This is a genomic window from Glaciimonas sp. PAMC28666, from assembly GCF_016917355.1.
Taxonomy (GTDB): domain Bacteria; phylum Pseudomonadota; class Gammaproteobacteria; order Burkholderiales; family Burkholderiaceae_D; genus Glaciimonas.
This window is the reverse complement of record NZ_CP070304.1, coordinates 1,219,214-1,235,676: the sequence shown is the minus strand read 5'-3', so window position 1 is coordinate 1,235,676 and position 16,463 is coordinate 1,219,214. Positions and strand designations below refer to the sequence as shown.

15 protein-coding genes are annotated in these 16,463 nt (G+C 50.0%); 5 read left to right on the top strand and 10 right to left on the bottom strand.

The features are described from left to right. Positions 1-79 precede the first annotated feature (79 nt). Together JQN73_RS05180 and JQN73_RS05175 are read left to right on the top strand one after the other, a co-directional pair. Positions 80-697, top strand: a complete 618-nt coding sequence (locus tag JQN73_RS05180; protein ID WP_205322056.1) for a ParB-like protein — start codon at positions 80-82, stop codon at positions 695-697. A gap of 4 nt (positions 698-701) precedes the next feature. Then, positions 702-2,474 carry a SulP family inorganic anion transporter gene (locus tag JQN73_RS05175; protein WP_205322055.1) on the top strand — a complete coding sequence of 591 codons (1,773 nt, stop codon included), beginning with the start codon at positions 702-704 and terminating at the stop codon, positions 2,472-2,474. Positions 2,475-2,589: 115 nt separating this feature from the next. Here the strand turns inward: JQN73_RS05175 and JQN73_RS05170 are convergent, their stop codons facing one another. The 5 genes from JQN73_RS05170 to JQN73_RS05150 all read right to left on the bottom strand — a co-directional run bounded on the left by JQN73_RS05170 (position 2,590) and on the right by JQN73_RS05150 (position 7,543). Further along, positions 2,590-3,444 (bottom strand): response regulator, encoded by an 855-nt coding sequence (locus JQN73_RS05170; protein WP_205322054.1) that lies wholly within the window; start codon positions 3,442-3,444, stop codon positions 2,590-2,592. A 120-nt stretch (positions 3,445-3,564) separates the two neighbouring features. Then, positions 3,565-3,981 carry an Hpt domain-containing protein gene (locus tag JQN73_RS05165; RefSeq protein WP_205322053.1) on the bottom strand — a complete coding sequence of 139 codons (417 nt, stop codon included), beginning with the start codon at positions 3,979-3,981 and terminating at the stop codon, positions 3,565-3,567. After that, entirely contained in the window at positions 3,981-4,391 is a 411-nt protein-coding gene (locus tag JQN73_RS05160; RefSeq protein WP_205322052.1) for a response regulator, read from the bottom strand. The genes JQN73_RS05165 and JQN73_RS05160 overlap by 1 nt, the downstream gene beginning before the upstream one ends. Continuing rightward, positions 4,388-6,817, bottom strand: coding sequence for a sensor histidine kinase (locus JQN73_RS05155; RefSeq protein ID WP_205322051.1), 2,430 nt, complete (start codon positions 6,815-6,817; stop codon positions 4,388-4,390). The genes JQN73_RS05160 and JQN73_RS05155 overlap by 4 nt, the downstream gene beginning before the upstream one ends. Before the next feature lie 267 nt (positions 6,818-7,084). Beyond that, the gene (locus JQN73_RS05150) at positions 7,085-7,543 is read right to left on the bottom strand and encodes a CHRD domain-containing protein (protein WP_205322050.1); all 459 of its coding nucleotides are present in this window, start codon (positions 7,541-7,543) and stop codon (positions 7,085-7,087) included. Positions 7,544-8,124: 581 nt separating this feature from the next. On the opposite strand from JQN73_RS05150, the gene JQN73_RS05145 reads away from it, so the two are divergent. Together JQN73_RS05145 and JQN73_RS05140 are read left to right on the top strand one after the other, a co-directional pair. Then, positions 8,125-10,320: a TonB-dependent siderophore receptor gene (locus JQN73_RS05145; protein WP_205322049.1), complete on the top strand. Its 2,196-nt coding sequence runs from the start codon at positions 8,125-8,127 to the stop codon at positions 10,318-10,320. Positions 10,321-10,337: 17 nt separating this feature from the next. Beyond that, positions 10,338-11,024, top strand: coding sequence for a Fe2+-dependent dioxygenase (locus tag JQN73_RS05140; protein WP_205322048.1), 687 nt, complete (start codon positions 10,338-10,340; stop codon positions 11,022-11,024). 102 nt (positions 11,025-11,126) lie between these two features. On the opposite strand, the gene JQN73_RS05135 is transcribed toward JQN73_RS05140, so the two are convergent. From JQN73_RS05135 to JQN73_RS05115, 5 genes are all read right to left on the bottom strand, one after another. Next, positions 11,127-12,014 (bottom strand): copper resistance D family protein, encoded by an 888-nt coding sequence (locus tag JQN73_RS05135; protein WP_205322047.1) that lies wholly within the window; start codon positions 12,012-12,014, stop codon positions 11,127-11,129. Further along, complete coding sequence (locus JQN73_RS05130) at positions 12,014-12,403, bottom strand: copper resistance protein CopC (RefSeq protein WP_205322046.1); 390 nt, start codon at positions 12,401-12,403, stop codon at positions 12,014-12,016. Before JQN73_RS05130 ends, JQN73_RS05135 begins: the two co-directional genes overlap by 1 nt. A 12-nt stretch (positions 12,404-12,415) precedes the next feature. Further along, positions 12,416-13,303 carry a hypothetical protein gene (locus JQN73_RS05125; RefSeq protein WP_240162437.1) on the bottom strand — a complete coding sequence of 296 codons (888 nt, stop codon included), beginning with the start codon at positions 13,301-13,303 and terminating at the stop codon, positions 12,416-12,418. Positions 13,304-13,389: 86 nt separating this feature from the next. After that, a complete protein-coding gene (locus JQN73_RS05120; protein ID WP_205322045.1) occupies positions 13,390-13,878 on the bottom strand; it encodes a DUF2946 family protein in 489 nt (162 codons plus the stop codon). A 178-nt stretch (positions 13,879-14,056) separates the two neighbouring features. Continuing rightward, positions 14,057-14,857: a tyrosine-protein phosphatase gene (locus JQN73_RS05115; RefSeq protein WP_240162436.1), complete on the bottom strand. Its 801-nt coding sequence runs from the start codon at positions 14,855-14,857 to the stop codon at positions 14,057-14,059. 348 nt (positions 14,858-15,205) lie between these two features. Here JQN73_RS05115 and JQN73_RS05110 point away from each other — a divergent pair, with 348 nt between their 5' ends. After that, positions 15,206-16,450: an SfnB family sulfur acquisition oxidoreductase gene (locus tag JQN73_RS05110; protein WP_370551350.1), complete on the top strand. Its 1,245-nt coding sequence runs from the start codon at positions 15,206-15,208 to the stop codon at positions 16,448-16,450. The last annotated feature ends 13 nt before the right edge of the window (positions 16,451-16,463 follow it).

The window sequence follows — 16,463 nt, the reverse complement described above, 5'->3', positions numbered from 1 at the left end:
CCAATCTGTTTATTGATACAAAGTAATTCTACCGCTATTACCCTATTAATCTTCTAATTTTTGGTGTCTGGAAAATTCTATGACAAGCCCGCATCCACAGCTCGTTAGCGTGAAGCTTGAAAAGCTTCGTCCGACGCAAATCACGGTTGGGAAGCAAGAGGTTGCGCTTAAGCGCAAAGAGTGGGAAAAGCTGAATAAACGTGCCCGCACAGCAGCATTGGAGCGACATTGGTTTCCCGCAATTTCTGGTCCGGAGGGCAACCACTATATCGTTGATCATCATCATTTCGGTCTGGCGTTGATGGAGGAGGACGTGAAGTCGGTATCGCTGCTGGTGTTAAAAGATCTCTCTTTCGTCGAACCGGCAAGATTCTGGACTGTCATGGACCATCATCAATGGGTGCATCCCTATGATGCCGACGGCGTGCGGTGTAAGTTCGATATGATTCCGAAACGCCTGGAGCAATTGCGGGATGACCCCTATCGCAGTCTGGCAGGAGAACTACGGCGCGCAGGAGGGTATGCCAAAGACGTGACACCGTTTAGCGAATTTTTATGGGCCGATTTCTTTCGGAGCAGAATTTCGCGCACGCTGTTGAAGGACAATTTTGCGAAGGCCATGATAAAAGCGATGAAGCTCGGCGCCAGTCAGGACGCGCGGTATCTTCCCGGTTGGACCGGTCTGATTGTGGGTTGAAACCATGGAGACCAGCAAGGGCACGCCGTCAAACTCCGCTTCAATAAATCTGCCGAACGACAACAATAACAATAGTAATAGCAATAGCGATAAACAGAACGATCAAAGTCGTTGGTCGGACGTCATTGCAGGATTTTCAATAGCCGGCCTGTTATTGCCCGAGGCAGTCGCTTACTCGAGCATTGGCAATTTGCCGCCGCAAGCCGGTGTGATTGCTTTGTTTGCGGGATTGTTGTGTTATGGCTTGCTCGGCACCAGTCGTTTCGCCATCGTTTCGGCGACATCTTCTTCCGCAGCGGTTCTTGCGGCCGCGACCGCCGCTATCGCCAATGGTAACGCCGGTTTAAGGCTCACCCTGGCGATTGGTCTCGTACTAGTTTCCGGGATTTTTTTTCTGCTGGCTGCGTTGGCGCGGTTGGGAAGCATTACCGATTTTATCGCTAAGCCAGTTTTGCGTGGATTCGCTTTTGGTCTGGCGATTGTCATTATTCTTAAGCAATGCGCGAGCGTGGTTGGCGTCCAACCTGCGCACAGCGATCTGATCCGTTTCATCCCCGAGTTATTGGCCCGTGTTGCAGTGTGGAACTGGGCTGGGGTTGCCGTGACGCTCGTTGCATTGATCTTGTTGTTTGTTTTGGCACGATTCAAGCATATTCCTGGTGGCTTGATTGTCATCGCTCTGGGAATCGGCGCTGGAAAAGTCTTGGACCTGGCACATTACGGTGTCGGGATGGTGGGGACGATTCAATTGCAGCTGGGGGCGCCTGCCTTACCGGTTCTCTCGCATGCAGAGTGGTTGCGTATTGGCGAGCTTGGGTTCGCCATGGTCATGATCTTGTATGCGGAGTCGTATGGCTCGATTCGGAGTTTTGCACTGAAGTATGGTGATAAGGTGTCGCCGAATCGTGACCTGATGGCCTTGGGCGCCTCCAACTTGCTTTCAGGGATATTTCATGGGATGCCGGTCGGTGCTGGATACTCTGCTACGTCGGCCAATGAGGCTGCTGGGGCTACTTCACGTTTGGCAGGGTGGGTTGCGGCGGCCGTGGTGCTGGCGATCGTATTAACGTTATTGCCCAGCATTGCACTCACGCCGGTGCCTATATTAGCCGCCATTGTGATACATGCGGTGAGTCACACGCTGAACCCGACTTTATTTCGATCTTATTTCGCCTGGCGCCGGGATCGACTGGTGGTGATATCGGCCGTGATCTGCGTACTGTTATTGGGCGTATTGGATGGTTTGATGGCGGCCATCGTCATTAGCATTTTAATGATGCTCCGACAGCTTTCCGCTTCTACGATTGTGGTCTTGGGCAGGCTCGGAGACAGCCACGATTTTGTGAAAATTGACGCCTATCCGCAAGCAAAGGCGGTAGCGGGAATACTTATTTTAAGACCGAATGAACCGATTTTTTTTGCCAACGCGGAGCGAATTTTAACCCAGGCGAGGTTGTCTATGAAGGCCGCTGATCCATCGATCCACACGGTCATTATTAGCCTGGAAGAGTCGCCGAATCTTGATAGCTCTAGTATTGAGGCGTTGCTGGATTTTTATCGATCTGTCGCGATCGATGGAAAGCGACTTTTATTGGCGCGCCTCAAAGGGCCGGTGTATGAGCTTCTGACTGGGCTGAAGTCATCGGTTATTCCAGTTAACTCATTGAACAGTTTAAGTGTTGACGATACGGTAAGGCTAGCAGAGACGCTAGTTGGCACCATAACTGTTAGCAACGAGGTGAATAACGCGAACGTTGATGTGCCGGCAAAGCATTAGCGCCCGGAACCTAGCGAACAAGACTGTTTGAATGAACTCTATCTTCATCGCTTCACGGGCGCAGTTCCGCGCGAATAAGAGGTTTCCGAATGATCGGTTAAGACATGACACTGGCTTATCTTCCCGTGACGCTCTGTATGCACTCATAGAGCGTTTGCCATTTGAACGGCTTAAAAATGTAGCCATCAGCCTCAGCTTTCAGCCCGCGCATGACATATTCGTCTGTAATTTGTGACGTGACCATGATAACGGGAAGTTGCTGAAGTGCCGGATGGCGGCGGATGTATTCCAACACGTGAAATCCATCTTTTCCAACGAGTCCGGGTAACATGACATCCAATAACACCAGATCGGGCAGCGGACCACTTTCAGGCGCGGAAAGCGCGTTCAGGCTAGTAATTGCACTCACAATGTTGTCGACGATCTGGACCTCGAAATTTTTATGTTTTAGCAGTGTTTCGAGTAGATGGCTGAGCGACTCATCATCTTCGACGACCATGACTCTAAGGGCGTCGGTGCTGTTGTTCGAAACGAAGCCAGATGGTTTTTGTCCGTAGGTATAAAATCCCTTTTTTTCGAGTATGGTAGCGCCCCGGCGTGCTTCTGCCCAAGCTTGTACGCTTTCGCGCAGTGTGAGTTCAGTGACTTGAATTGTCGGCAGCGCTTGCGTAAATTTAATCATGCCGTCTGATGTAAATTGCGTCGGCTGCTGCGTATCCATTAATAATTGATGTGCGTCCTGATTTCCATGGAAAAAAACGCGGATCAATCCTTGGTTAAGTAACGACGCAAGTGTGGTGTCCAGTTTTTTATTGTTTGCCGAATCAAGCATTTCGCTCAGATCGTTAACACTTGATGTGCCGTCGATCAGCGTTAATACGCGCGCATCATCTCGCGGGATATTTCTGGCACCGCTTTTCAGCTCGTTTATGCCCTTAGAGGTCTTGCTGTAAATAGCCGAGTTATCCATTGCGTGTTAATTTCCTCTGTGTTACCTGTTTTGCTAGTATATTTCGTCTCTGCAAATTGTAAAGTGGGAATACATATGGTTTCATATTTCCACAGCACATTTTCAATACGTCCACCAATATCAGCCCACGTTTGGATTGGTTTTTGAGCTTGCGAAATTTGGCTGACGTTTTTCCAATTCTGAGATACCATCCTTAATATCGATGAAGGTTTTTTCGGACCAGATATTTTCAGTAATCTGCAACTGCATTTTTTGTTCCAGTTGGCTGGCCAATTTTCCAAGAGCGGTAAAGCCGAAACTGCCGGCGCTGCCGCTGAGCGAATGCATCAGGTGAAATAAGGTGCTAATGGCCTCAGCTTGCTTGGTTGCATCGCCATTTGCGTCTTTTTTTTCCGAATGCTCTTTGAATCGATCCAGTGCCGCATGCATCTGCGCAAACCTGGCGGGAAGAATATCGGCATATTCTTTCCCTAGGGAAATCATTAATCGCGCTAACTCCGGATCCTCATTATCGATCGGTCCGTTTGGTCCATTCATTATTTCTTGCTCCACAATTTTCGTATCAGTTGCGCCAACAGCATGGGATCAAACGGCTTGGCAATCACGTCCAACGCACCTAACGATCTTAAAAAGGCTATTTCGTGCGGTTGCGCTTTCGCAGTCATAAATATCGTCGGTGTTTTGGCAGACGCGGGTAGCGCGCGCAACGCTGTCAAAGTCGATATCCCATCCATCTCCGGCATCATGACGTCCAATAAAATCAGGTCAGGACGATTGCCGTTATTGATGGCCGCCAATGCCTCTTTCCCGGACCCAAAGATGGTGACGTCAAAGCCGCCTATCGACTCAAGCGCTAATCTGGCAATGCTTTGAATATCTGGATCATCCTCTACGTACATAATGGAGACGAGCGCGGTTGAAGGCTGTGTGGCCGATGGCAATGTCATATTTGTCTCTCAACGGCAGTTTGTGCCTCTGGCACATCGGGTGACGACAGCTCTGTAAGGGACGGCAAGTCGATAAAAAATTCAGTAGGATCTCCGGCTGCGCTGAAAAATCCGATATGTCCTCCATGCTGTTCAACCAGATTTTTACTAATACTTAGTCCCAGGCCGGTACCTCCTTTTTTTCGAGAATCGGCCGAATCAGCCATCGCAAATTTTTGAAAAATGTGCTGGCGAAATTCTATCCCGATGCCGCAACCGTGATCAATGACCGACAAGCGAACCCAGTTTTCAAGCGTATGAATATGCGGTGCAATTCGCAATGTTACGGTATCGTTTTCTGGCGAAAATTTAATCGCATTCGAAAGCAAATTTATCAGCACCTGTATCAACCGATCGCGATCCGCGCAAACTTGTATTTTTATGTCTTCCGGGGCCACCTGTAAAACCAGGTTCACATTGAACTGTGCCGCGTAGCCCTGGGTAGCGTCAATGGCATGTTGTGCCAACGTTAGTAGCGGCTGGCTGACCATATCAAAACGCATGTTGCCGGATTCAATTTTTTCGATATCGAGCACATCATTAATCAGACGCACTAGTCGCGCGCAATTTTTACTCGCGATTTCCAGCAGCGTTTTGGCCGGGGCTGGCAATTCTCCAGCGACGCCGCCGACCAGTAATCCGATGGATCCCCTGATTGATGTCAGGGGGGTACGAAGTTCATGAGAGACAGTTGAGATGAAGTCATTCTTCATTCGCTCAACTTCCTTCCGATCAGAAATGTCGTGTAAAAAAGCGCTAAAAAAGAAGTGATCCTTATTGTGAACCAGACTAATCGTAATTTCGATTGGAAATTCTTTATTTTGGCGGTCCAGGACAATCCGTTCCATACGATGATTTAGAAAACTCAGGGCATTTAATTTAGCCAGAGCGCTTGAGTCCCCCGATCCGCTTAATTCGCTTATCCGGACCACCTTCTCGATTGCTTCGTCTACTATCGCCTGAAACCTTGCCGGGAGGATCATGCGCGACATCTGCTTGCCGATTACTTCCTTTCGGCTCCAGCCAAACATCTTCTCAGCTTGTGTATTCCAGTCGATGAAGTTTCCATGCAAGTCAACGCCGATAAAGGCCGCCTGCGCGGTTTCGATAATGCTCTGTATCCGAGTTTCGCTCGCTGTTACTTTGATTAGCGCGCGACCAAGCTCCGCGGTACGCTGCTCGACACGCTTTTCCAAGGTCAGATTCAGTTCTTTTAACGCCGACTCCTTTTTGAGCAGATTACCGACCAGTCCGTTAAGCGAGGAAGTCAATGCTTGCACTTCGAAATAATTATTATTACTCGGTGAAGCAGGAATGTCTGCGATTTCGCCGTTCTGTATTCTTTGCGCGGATTTGGCAAGTGCCCGCAAGGGCAGAATGATATTGCGCGCGACAAGCAAGCCCAACAGGGAAAATAGTACCGCCGAAGCAAGACCGGTCCAAATGACCTTTTGCTGGATTTTCTTTAGTGGCGAAAATGCATCGGCTTCGCTTTGTCGGACTAATATCGTCCATCCCATGCCGGGATAAGACTGGTAGCCCTTGCTGTAGCTGTAACCGACGAGGTAACGCTGATTATCTGGCCAGGTTTCAATCGTGTGACCGGAGCCCAGGTTTTGCGCCAACTTCAGACTAGGCGGATTGATGGTGCGCCCCTTCAGATCGGTAGGGCCGAGCAGGACCTTGCCATCTTTATCGACGATGATCGATTCGACGTTCTTTCGTTGCTCCATCGGCGTCACAATCGATTGCTCTATATCGTTGGCCCATTGCCATGACAGGTGGGCAGCGAGAATGCCGCTTACCTGGCCGTTTTTATCATGATATGGAAATGCAATATCGACAAAGCGCACGGGCTCATTATTAACGGTATTGGCCACACCCGTGGAATGCGGCAGGAGCTTGGCTAATAACTTTGCCTCGTGGACGTCCCCTAAATAGATGCCATTAAGTGCGTTTTTGAACCAGGGTCTCTGCGAAACATCGGTAGTCTCCAACATTTTTCTGGTCGATACGAGTACCTTGCCATCAATGTTTGTCATGCCTATCCAGGCATAGTACGGATAGCTCTCTTGAAGGGCCTCCAACTGTTGCCGACGTTGGGGCAGGTCAATTGCAGGCATGCCGAGATCATCGCGCGATGCGATCAAATGCACCTCGCGATAGCGTTCGAACATGCCGCGATCAAAGGTCTCGGAAGTTTGGGTCGCCAGTTCCGCCAGACTATTGCCGATGCGTGATTTAATGGAATCGGTCGCGGAGATTTCAATGACCCCGACCAGAATAAAAGTAAGCAGAAGGGAAAGGGCGGAAAAAGCCAAAGCCAGATAGACGGCCACGCCACGCGACGAAAAATAGTTTTTTAACTTTAGTGCAATGAGGGTCATAGCGTCTTAGCGCAATAAATTGACGTTATATCGAATGAGCGTGCTTCGCCATTCTTGATGAATTTGCTGAATATATCTTACAGGACCAGTCTGTTATGGAACCCCCGATCCAGCGTAATCCGAAACGGTCTCGGTACGCTCTTCGGAAGTCTGTTATTCCAATACAAGGAAAGCGATGAAGATCTTTAAAACATTGATCGTCATCGCTTCTTTCGCTATAAATCCGGCCGCCTGCAATTCCTCAAACCAGATCAATACCCTGGCGTCTTATTTGGTCAGCTGTGCCCGAATTTCTCCGCCCGGATGGGCAGCGCTATGCACATTGACGTATAAATTTCCCGCCATATAACTTGCATATTGGCCGTCTGTTAATGTCGCGCCGGCAGGAACGGACCATGTGTTATCGGCTGTTTTGGTGAGCGGCACAATCACGGGACCGTTAACCCCAACCGCAGCAAGGTGAATGTGCGCGGCTTTACCATCAATGCCGGTAGTTACTATATTGCCACTGACCGACTTATCTGCCGCCACCGTGATTGTCACAACGCCACTGGCCTGGGAGTCATTTGGAGGCACCTCGTGTGCTCCGTCCAACTTTGGCTGCATGCTGTGTCCCATCATTCCCATGGGATCGGCACCGGACGTGGAACAGCCCGTCAATAATGCTGTCATTACCAGAGCCGAAGCGAGTAAATAGGGCCGTACAGATTTTCGGAGGATAAACATCGTGAGTTTCCTTTTCGGTTATTGAGCGATGTAATAAAAGTAGTTTAGTCCGTTTTCAACTTCTCTACTGTTGCATAAAAACAACTATCGGAAAGTGAGACTTTATCCGGGCAAGCAAGTAAGTGAGGCGGATTTTTATCTTGCCAGATAACCTAACAACTTACCATGGTGTGCTCAACCTGTCTCGCTCTTCATGAAAGTATGTTTTCATAATCTTCATCCGCTCAGGGTTGTCAATAAATCTTTTCCGGAGGCCAGGTTGTTGCGGGAAAACAATACTGCTCCGCACGTTAATTGACAATAAGAATCATTCGTATTAAATTCCGTGCTAACGAAAAATTATGCAGAAATTGAATATTGCCTTGTGAATTGTTGCAATCCGCGCCTAAGAATCGCCTGACCACCTGCATCTTCGTATATTCGTATATTCGTATCTGGTATCCAGTATCTATTTATTGCTTTTGTGAATATTAGTCAGCCAACTGGGTTTTTATCCGGCCAGCCCGCCAAATTCTTCATCGTTAAAAACGCCATCTGCCCGAATGCATCGGGCAGTTACTGACTAATCAAGGAATTAAGTAATGAAACGACGTCTCACGCCATTGGCAGCTGCATTACTGACCGCTTTTGCTGCCCCTGTTGCAACGCAACAAGCCGCTTTCGCACAAACTGTACAAACCGCCCAAACTTCACAAGCTGAAGCAACGTTGCCGGAAGTATCGGTAAAAAGCGGGACTGATAAGTCGGACTACAATCCCGGGACCAGTACTGTCGGCGGCAAGGTGGCGACGAAGATTCGTGATATCCCCCAATCGGTCAATGTGATCAACCGTGCGGTACTGGAAGCGCAAGGCGCGGCCTCGTTGCAGGAGGCTTTGCGGAATGTCCCGGGTATCACGATCGGTGGCGCTGAAGGTGGCCAAATCGGTAATAATTTCAATTTACGAGGTTTCAGCGCGCGTACTGATATGTATCTGGATGGTTCGCGCGACCGTGGTCAGTATTATCGCGATACGTATTACCTTGAATCGGTTGAAGTGTTGAAGGGCCCTTCGTCCATGTTGTTCGGTCGCGGTTCAACTGGCGGTGTGATTAATCAGGTCAGCAAGGCACCATTTTTGACAGATGCAAATCAAGTATCTCTCAGTGCAGACACCAATGGCGGTGTGCGCTCGACCGGCGATTTCAATCGCAAGCTGTCCGATACGTCGGCATTTCGTGTCGAAATGATGGGGCAAGAAGCCAAAACCAATCGCGATCAAATGAGTAATCAAGATTTCGGGGTTGCCCCTTCCTTGCGCTTCGGTATCGGTACGCCAACTGAAGTGACCTTCTCAGCGCTGATTTCACATAATCGTGACATGCCTGATTACGGTTTGCCCCCAGTAAATGGTCGTTCGGCGCAAGTTTCGCGTGATACTTTTTACGGCCTCAATGATGACCGTACCATTCAGGACGTGGCGATCATCAGCGCACGCGTTGAGCATAAGATCAACGACATTTGGACTTTGCGCAATCAGACGCAGTTTAGTAATTACGTAACGGACGCACGGGAAACCGCGGCGAATAACGTTGGCACCGTAACTAATGGCACCTTTACGGCGTTGCCAACGGTGGCAACAGGCAATACAACGGCATTGCCATTAAGTCAATTGTACGTAAAACTGAGCAGTCATGATCGTAATATTCATGATCAGTCGCTAGACAACCAGACCGATTTGATTGGTAAGTTTGATACCGGCACGCTCAAGCATACGTTGATCGTGGGGACCGAAATTAGCCATGATGAGTACGACAATACGGGCTACACGCGCAATAATCTGCCGATTGTCACGTTGATTAATCCGGTCTATCAATCGCAGCCTGCGAACGTCACCTCCACCCTGGGCAATCGTGCTACGTCGAGCGCGAATGCATTGGCGGCGTACGTGAATGACACTGTTGCTTTGAATAAAGAATGGAAGCTGGTGGGTGGGGTACGTTGGGATCGGTATCAAGCTGCGTTAAATAACAGTATCGCCACCGGTACGCCAGCGTTGAGCCGTGCGGATCAAACTGTTGATTTCACTAGTGTACGCGCAGGGGTCATTTATCAACCGACCGACGCGCAATCTTATTATGCATCTTACGGGACCTCGTTTAATCCATCACTCGAACAGTTGACCGTCACTTCGGGACTACAGAACGTCGCGCCGGAAACCAATAAATCGTATGAAGTCGGTGCCAAGTGGGATCTGTTTAACGGCGACCTCTCCTTGACTTCGGCGATCTTTGATATTGAAAAAACCAATGCGCGTTCGCTGGTAACGACGGGTGTATATCAACTTGACGGAGACGTCCGTGTCACTGGTTTCGAATTGGGCGCAAGCGGTCACATTACACCACAATGGCAAGTGATTGGTGGCTATACGCACTTGAATCCAACCGTGATCCATGCCTCGGCTGCGGACGGTACGCAAGGTAAAACGCTGGCGAATACGCCGCGCGACAATATGACTTTGTGGACGACTTATAATCTCACCAAGGTCTGGGAAGTTGGCGGCGGTATGCTATACATGTCGAATCGTTTTGCCAGCAATACCGATGTCGTTTCTGCTGGTGGTTACACGCGTTGGGATGCTACTGTGGCGTATCATCAACCGAAGTATGATCTACGTTTGAACTTGCTCAATTTGACCAACAAACATTACATCGATGCATTGATACCTTCCGATGGCGGTCGTTCCGTACCGGGTGTTGGCATCACCATGCTCGCCAGCGTAAACTATCGTTTTTAATTGAAGGTGATTGACCCATGCTGTTAGAAATTCCGAAGGTATTGAATGCCGAGCAGCTTCAACTGGTCCGAGATAAGCTGGACACCGCGGGGGACGCATGGGTCGATGGTCGTGCGACGGCTGGCCATCAAGGTGCTCAGGTCAAGCGCAATCTGCAAATCAATGAACACGCGCCGATTGCAATTGAACTGGGAGACTTGATTCTGGCCGAGCTGGAGCGGCATCCTCTTTTTATCAGTGCGACGCTACCCAATCACGTTTATCCACCCATGTTCAATCTCTATCAGGGTGGGATGGCTTTCGGCAGCCATGTTGACGGTGCAATCAGGCAGATTCCGGGAAGCCGGATGAAGATCCGTACTGATATATCGGCGACCTTGTTTTTGAGTGAGCCAGATACCTATGAAGGCGGTGAACTACTGATTGAGGATACATACGGTGTGCAATCGGTGAAACTGCCTGCCGGTCATATGATTGTCTACCCGGCCACGAGTTTGCATCAGGTCAAGCCTGTGTCAAGCGGTGCCCGATTAGCGGCATTTTTCTGGGTTCAGAGCATGATTCGTGATGATGGACAACGCACTTTATTGTTTGATCTGGATAGCGCGATACAGCGCCTGACACAAAGTGGTGCTGACTCTCACGCGTTGGTACAATTGACCGGAAGTTACCATAACCTCCTTAGAATGTGGACTGACATTTAATTAATTCGGACAGCTGGTTAAAAATAAAAAACGCAATCCACGTGACACGCCATGTTTCACACGATTGCGTTTTTTTAATTCAGGTCCAATTTCCCAAATGCGTTATTGCGCTGGCATGGTCGTTCCCAACTTTGCAGCAAATGCCAGCACTATCAACAAAACAATGAGTTCAGCAATCAAGACGCGTCTAAAACCGGCTGCGCCCTTTGTTTCGTCACGGTCTAATCTGATCATCCAATGCCAGCGATTTCGCAATCCCAAACCGGAAGCGATCGCCACTGCGCACAGCTTTGCCAATAATATCCAAGTGTAGTCGGAAGCCCAGATATTGCTCGCATTTTCGAGTGTGCGAGCAACATTAAAAAGGCCGCTGCCAACAACAACGACCCACGCCCAGGTGGCCACGTCGGACAAACGATGCGCTAGGGCAACGCGCTGAGTTAACGGCCAAAGTTCCCAGTCGCCGCTGAGCAAGACGCAGAGCAGCACCGATCCGGCCCAAGCCGTCGCCCCTAAAATGTGCGCGGTGTGGATGAATACCGAGAAGCTGAAAAATCCATCATCAGCAGCATGTCCCGTGGCCGCACGTGCGAGAGAAAAAACGATCAGGCCAAGCACAAATAGGTTATGCCGCGCAGGTATTTTTACCGCGATCGTCGTGATTGTCAGCAATACCCATGCTGCGAAAGCCAGCCATACCATCGACCCAAAATGTGATTGCGTCAGTACTAACCATAATGACGCTGGCAGGTCGGTGATTTGGCTGTCAGTCATGGCGATGGTGCTGGCGCACCAATATGCGGCCAGTGCGATACCGATCAAGCCGCAGGCCCAGCGGCCGATAGCGGTGAGACGTTTGAGCATTGCCACCGATAACGCCGCAGGCTGCAATACCGGTCGCAGCACAGCGATCCCCACCGCTATTGCCAGCGCAGCATTCGTCACTGCCGCAAACAGCGGTTGAAGCCAATTAGCAGCAACCGCTCCCATTACTTCACCGTAAATTTATAACTACCTTGCGTACGGTGACCGTCATCTGCCACCGCCACCCATTTCACTTGATAGACCGCAGCCGGTAGCGCCGGCAATGAGACATGCATGGTCTTGTGTGTCGCGCCATCCACTTCAGCCTTGACGTTATTGACTTGCTTGCCTTGTGCATCGCTGACGACCAGACTGCTAAACGCCGACTCAAGCGCCTCATCGTAAGTGATGCGGACTTCGGTGGGCGCCTTGATGACTGTACCCGCCATTGGCGATTGAGTCTCAGGTTGCGCGTGCGCAAAGGCCTGACCAATACTGGCAACGCAAAGTATACTAAAGGCGATCAGGCTGAGCCGGGACCGGAATGCCAAAGAAAAAAAACGAAAGTTTTTCATAGCGAACGATCTTTAAAAAATGGGTTTGCCGACAGATCGCGGGAATATGTCATCGAAGAAAAAGTGAGTCTGAACCAGCACCCCGACGCCATGGCCACTAGCGCTGTTGGCCGGGATTTGGGCCTCCAGGCCGATCTGACCGAGCCGTGATTCCCATATAACGCCGGGATTAATCGTACCCGTGGTATGACCGGAGCAACTGCCGCTAGTGCAAGTACTCATGGCGACCTCAATCACAGGAATCATGTTGGCGAAAGGTTTGGATAAACCAATGTTTTTGACGAAGGATTGCAGATACGGCAAGCTGTATTGCAATGTCATTCCCCAATTAACGGCATTCGGAACACTGCTGTTACTCGCGTATTGCTGTCCCAGCGTTCCCGTGATGGCGACCGGCTTGAGCCAACGCAGCGCATCAGGCAAATCGCCAAATCCTTTGCCAGCGTAAATTGTCGGCGTATAGGTAGAATAGTTGCTACCGATTGCCTTGCTGCCGGTGCCGCCAATATCACTATCGACTCCAACGGATAACATGAATTCATGGACCGGATTGACATACACCATGTACTTAATCCCGAGACCCAAATTGTCTAAACCCTTGACAGTGGGATCGCCCGCAGAGCGCTGCGTCGTGTAGTTAGTACCAACACTGATCGCCAGATTAGAGGTGATGGTTTTGGCGTAATTGACCGACGTACTATTCACGCTGGTGCTGCTGCCGTCGTCGTTCGGCGTCCTGATATGACCAAATTGAAAATCTAATTCATCGCCGACGCCGGGGTCGTCGACCGCCATTGTTGCTGGAAAGACGCGGTCGCCCGCTATAGCATGTGCGTGACCAAGTGGCGCCAGACTTGCCATGGCAAGCCCAAACGCCGCACGAGTAAGTGCGTTTCGCATAGTTAAAATTCTATCGAGAAAAAAGGGTGAAAAAAATTGTCGGGAAAAAAAGACGAAAAGCACGACTAGATGTCGAAAACTCAGTCTTATGACAGCGGCGGTGGCTGTGGACGGCTTGCGGCGGCGACAGTGTGTGGGCGAAATGCTACGCGGAGTGCCGCAATAAAAGTATGATGAACCTCGCTCATGACAGCGGGTAGCGGCAGCGTGCTGATTACGAAAGGGCTATGCGCAAGGAGATTACAGTAACCGCAGGCATCCTGACCACGGTGTCCATGATGACTTGTCTGCTCATCATGAGCGCATTGCAAACCGGGTATTTTTGTATTTTTATACACCGCATGATGTTCGATGGATGATCCGGTGGCAGCAGAAACTGCCGCAACTGTCATGGCGTCATGGGTACTCGGGTTCTGGGCGCTGTGCGTTACGCCGAGAGGTGTTTCTTGAGAAATATTTCTTATGGGAACTTTGTGGTTACTGCCAGATCTTGTGGCAGCCAGCGTTTGCGAAATCAGAGGCGCGAACCCGCTCAATAGAATAATCAATATCCCCATCCAAGCGCCGAACTGCATTCGCCGTAAGTCCAACATTCTTTTAAGCTGACCACAATTGTAAAGACAACAGGATTATCACATAGATGTCATCGGAAAATCACTAGTAACCATGGCGATAACTTTACCAGACCGCAATTCGAAAGAAACCGTAGCAGAAACGTCACATCCCCATGCCGAACATGAAAAGCTAAAATGTTTATACCGATTCTAAATAATTCTCTCGAATCAACGCTGCATCAATTCCTAATACAATTTCAAGATAATGCTGCATTCCGCCATGATCGTCATTGATCACTTGTTGGGCGGCGTCAAGATAGGCCGCTTCTACCGAGAGTAGGGGCACCATTACCTCGGCCGACAGTCCGAGTTTGTTTACCTGCTCCAGTAACTGCGCGTTACCGGCGGTATTCGTGCGATTGGACTCGAGATAGTCAGCAATGATGTCAGCGTGATCGATTCCGAGCGCGGACAGCAACAAAAGACTCGCAAAACCGGTTCTGTCTTTACCAGCGGTGCAGTGATAAAGGATATTGCGATTCTTTTCTGCCAGCTGCAAAAAGCGCCGGTACTGAGCCTGGTATTGAAGGGGAAAGTCACGATAGAGTGCGATCATAAATGCGCGGCTGTCCTGCGCTGTGCCATTTTTCAATGCCAATAAATCAGAGCGTTGCGACAGATTCCCAACCATGATCGGATCGGCGACCCAGTTGAACACTTCCGCAAACGGCGTTTCTAATAATTTTTTTTCTCCCTCTGTACGAAAATCGATTACCACATCGATATTAAAGCGCTGCAACCGCGTTATATCTGCCGCAGTAGCGAGTCCCGGATTGGCACTACGCAGCAGCCGCCCGGTTTGAATCCGTCGCCCATCAGAGGTAATTTTTCCACCGAGGTCGCGGATATTTTGGACTTGTTCAAATAGCGGCTGCAAGTCGAATTGCGTACGGTTGAGCGGCATTTCAGTAACTGAAGCAGACATCGGATGTTGTGGCAAAAAGAGCTCCTATGATAAAAAAGCCAGGCTCGGGGAAGTCGAAAAAACGTCAACTTATCTCATCCGCCTGGTGTTTTGCTGGCAGCAAAAAAGCTAGTTTACTGCAAACTGAATGGATAGCCGGCTTTACGGCCACGCATTGACGTATCTAGTCGCTTCCGCCGCCGGTATCTTATGCTCCGCGTCATGCTGATTTCGTACTAGCAAATGCAAAATTCTTCGTTCTGATTAGCGCGAGATTTTGTTTTAATAGCGCAACGGCCTTTACTTACGTTCGTTGTGGCGTTGACGGCAACAGTGGACAGCAATAGATGCAACTTGAAGAGGTTAGTTATGTCCGACATCACACTGCAAGACGTCGATAAGGAAATATCGGATGTGACGGTATTGCAAGAGCTTCCCGCGGCACATCGAATACAAGATAATGCGGAAGCAATCGAGGCGGCACACCTTATTGCGCAGTATTTCAGACAGGAGGCCGCGCTACGTGATCGCGAGCGACGTTTGCCGAACGCCGAGATTGCGCGTTTTTCAGCGAGTGGTCTGGGTGGGATTACCGTGCCTAAAGCGTATGGTGGCGCAGGCGTGTCCTGGGCCACGTTGGCAGAGGTAGTCCGCATCATTTCGGTGGCCGATCCAGCCCTTGGACAAATACCGCAAAATCATTTCGGGATATTGAACGTGCTGGAACAGGCCGGCACCCTACGCCAGAAAGCATACTTTTATGGCGCGGTCTTGCGTGGCGTGCGGCTCGGAAATGCGGGCCCGGAACGTACCAGTAAAAACGTGCTCGACGTTCGAACGCGTATTTCCAAATCGGACAACAGCGATGGCAGCGATTATCTGTTAAACGGCACACGATTTTATTCAACCGGTGCTTTATTTGCGCATTGGATTCCCACCAAGGCCCTGGATGAAGCGGGGCGCAGTGTCTTTGTGTTTGTCGAGCGACACAGCGCTGGGTTAAGCGTCATTGATGATTGGTCTGGATTTGGTCAGCGAACCACCGCAAGCGGGACGGTGATATTCGACAACGTGCGGGTACCGCAGCAACACATCATTTCGCTCGACAAAATTAACGATAGCGCCAATAACACGGGACCGGTTTCGCAATTAATACAGGCTGCAATCGACGCCGGAATTGCCAGATCAGCCTTAGAAGATACCGTCGTATTTTTGCAGGAGAATACACGGGCCTGGGTCGACAGTGGCGCTTCGTGTGCAGCTGAGGATCCGCTTACCATTCGCGTTATCGGCGCATTATTTGTACAGTTACATGCTGCGGAAGCGTTGTTGGAACGTGCCGCGGATACGCTTGACCGAGCGGTCTTGCCGATCAGTTTCGAACAGATGGCCCAGGCCTCGATTGATGTCGCAGAAGCCAAAGTTTTGACGACAGAAATTGCATTAAAAGCCAGTGAAAAGCTGTTTGAACTGGCTGGATCGCAAGCCACGCTGGCTAAATATAATCTTGATCGCCATTGGCGTAATGCGCGGGTTCATACACTGCATGATCCAGTTCGATGGAAGTATTTTTCGGTCGGAAATTTTTATCTGAATCAAATTTCGCCGCCTCGTCACGCCTGGAGCTGATGGGCTTAAGGCC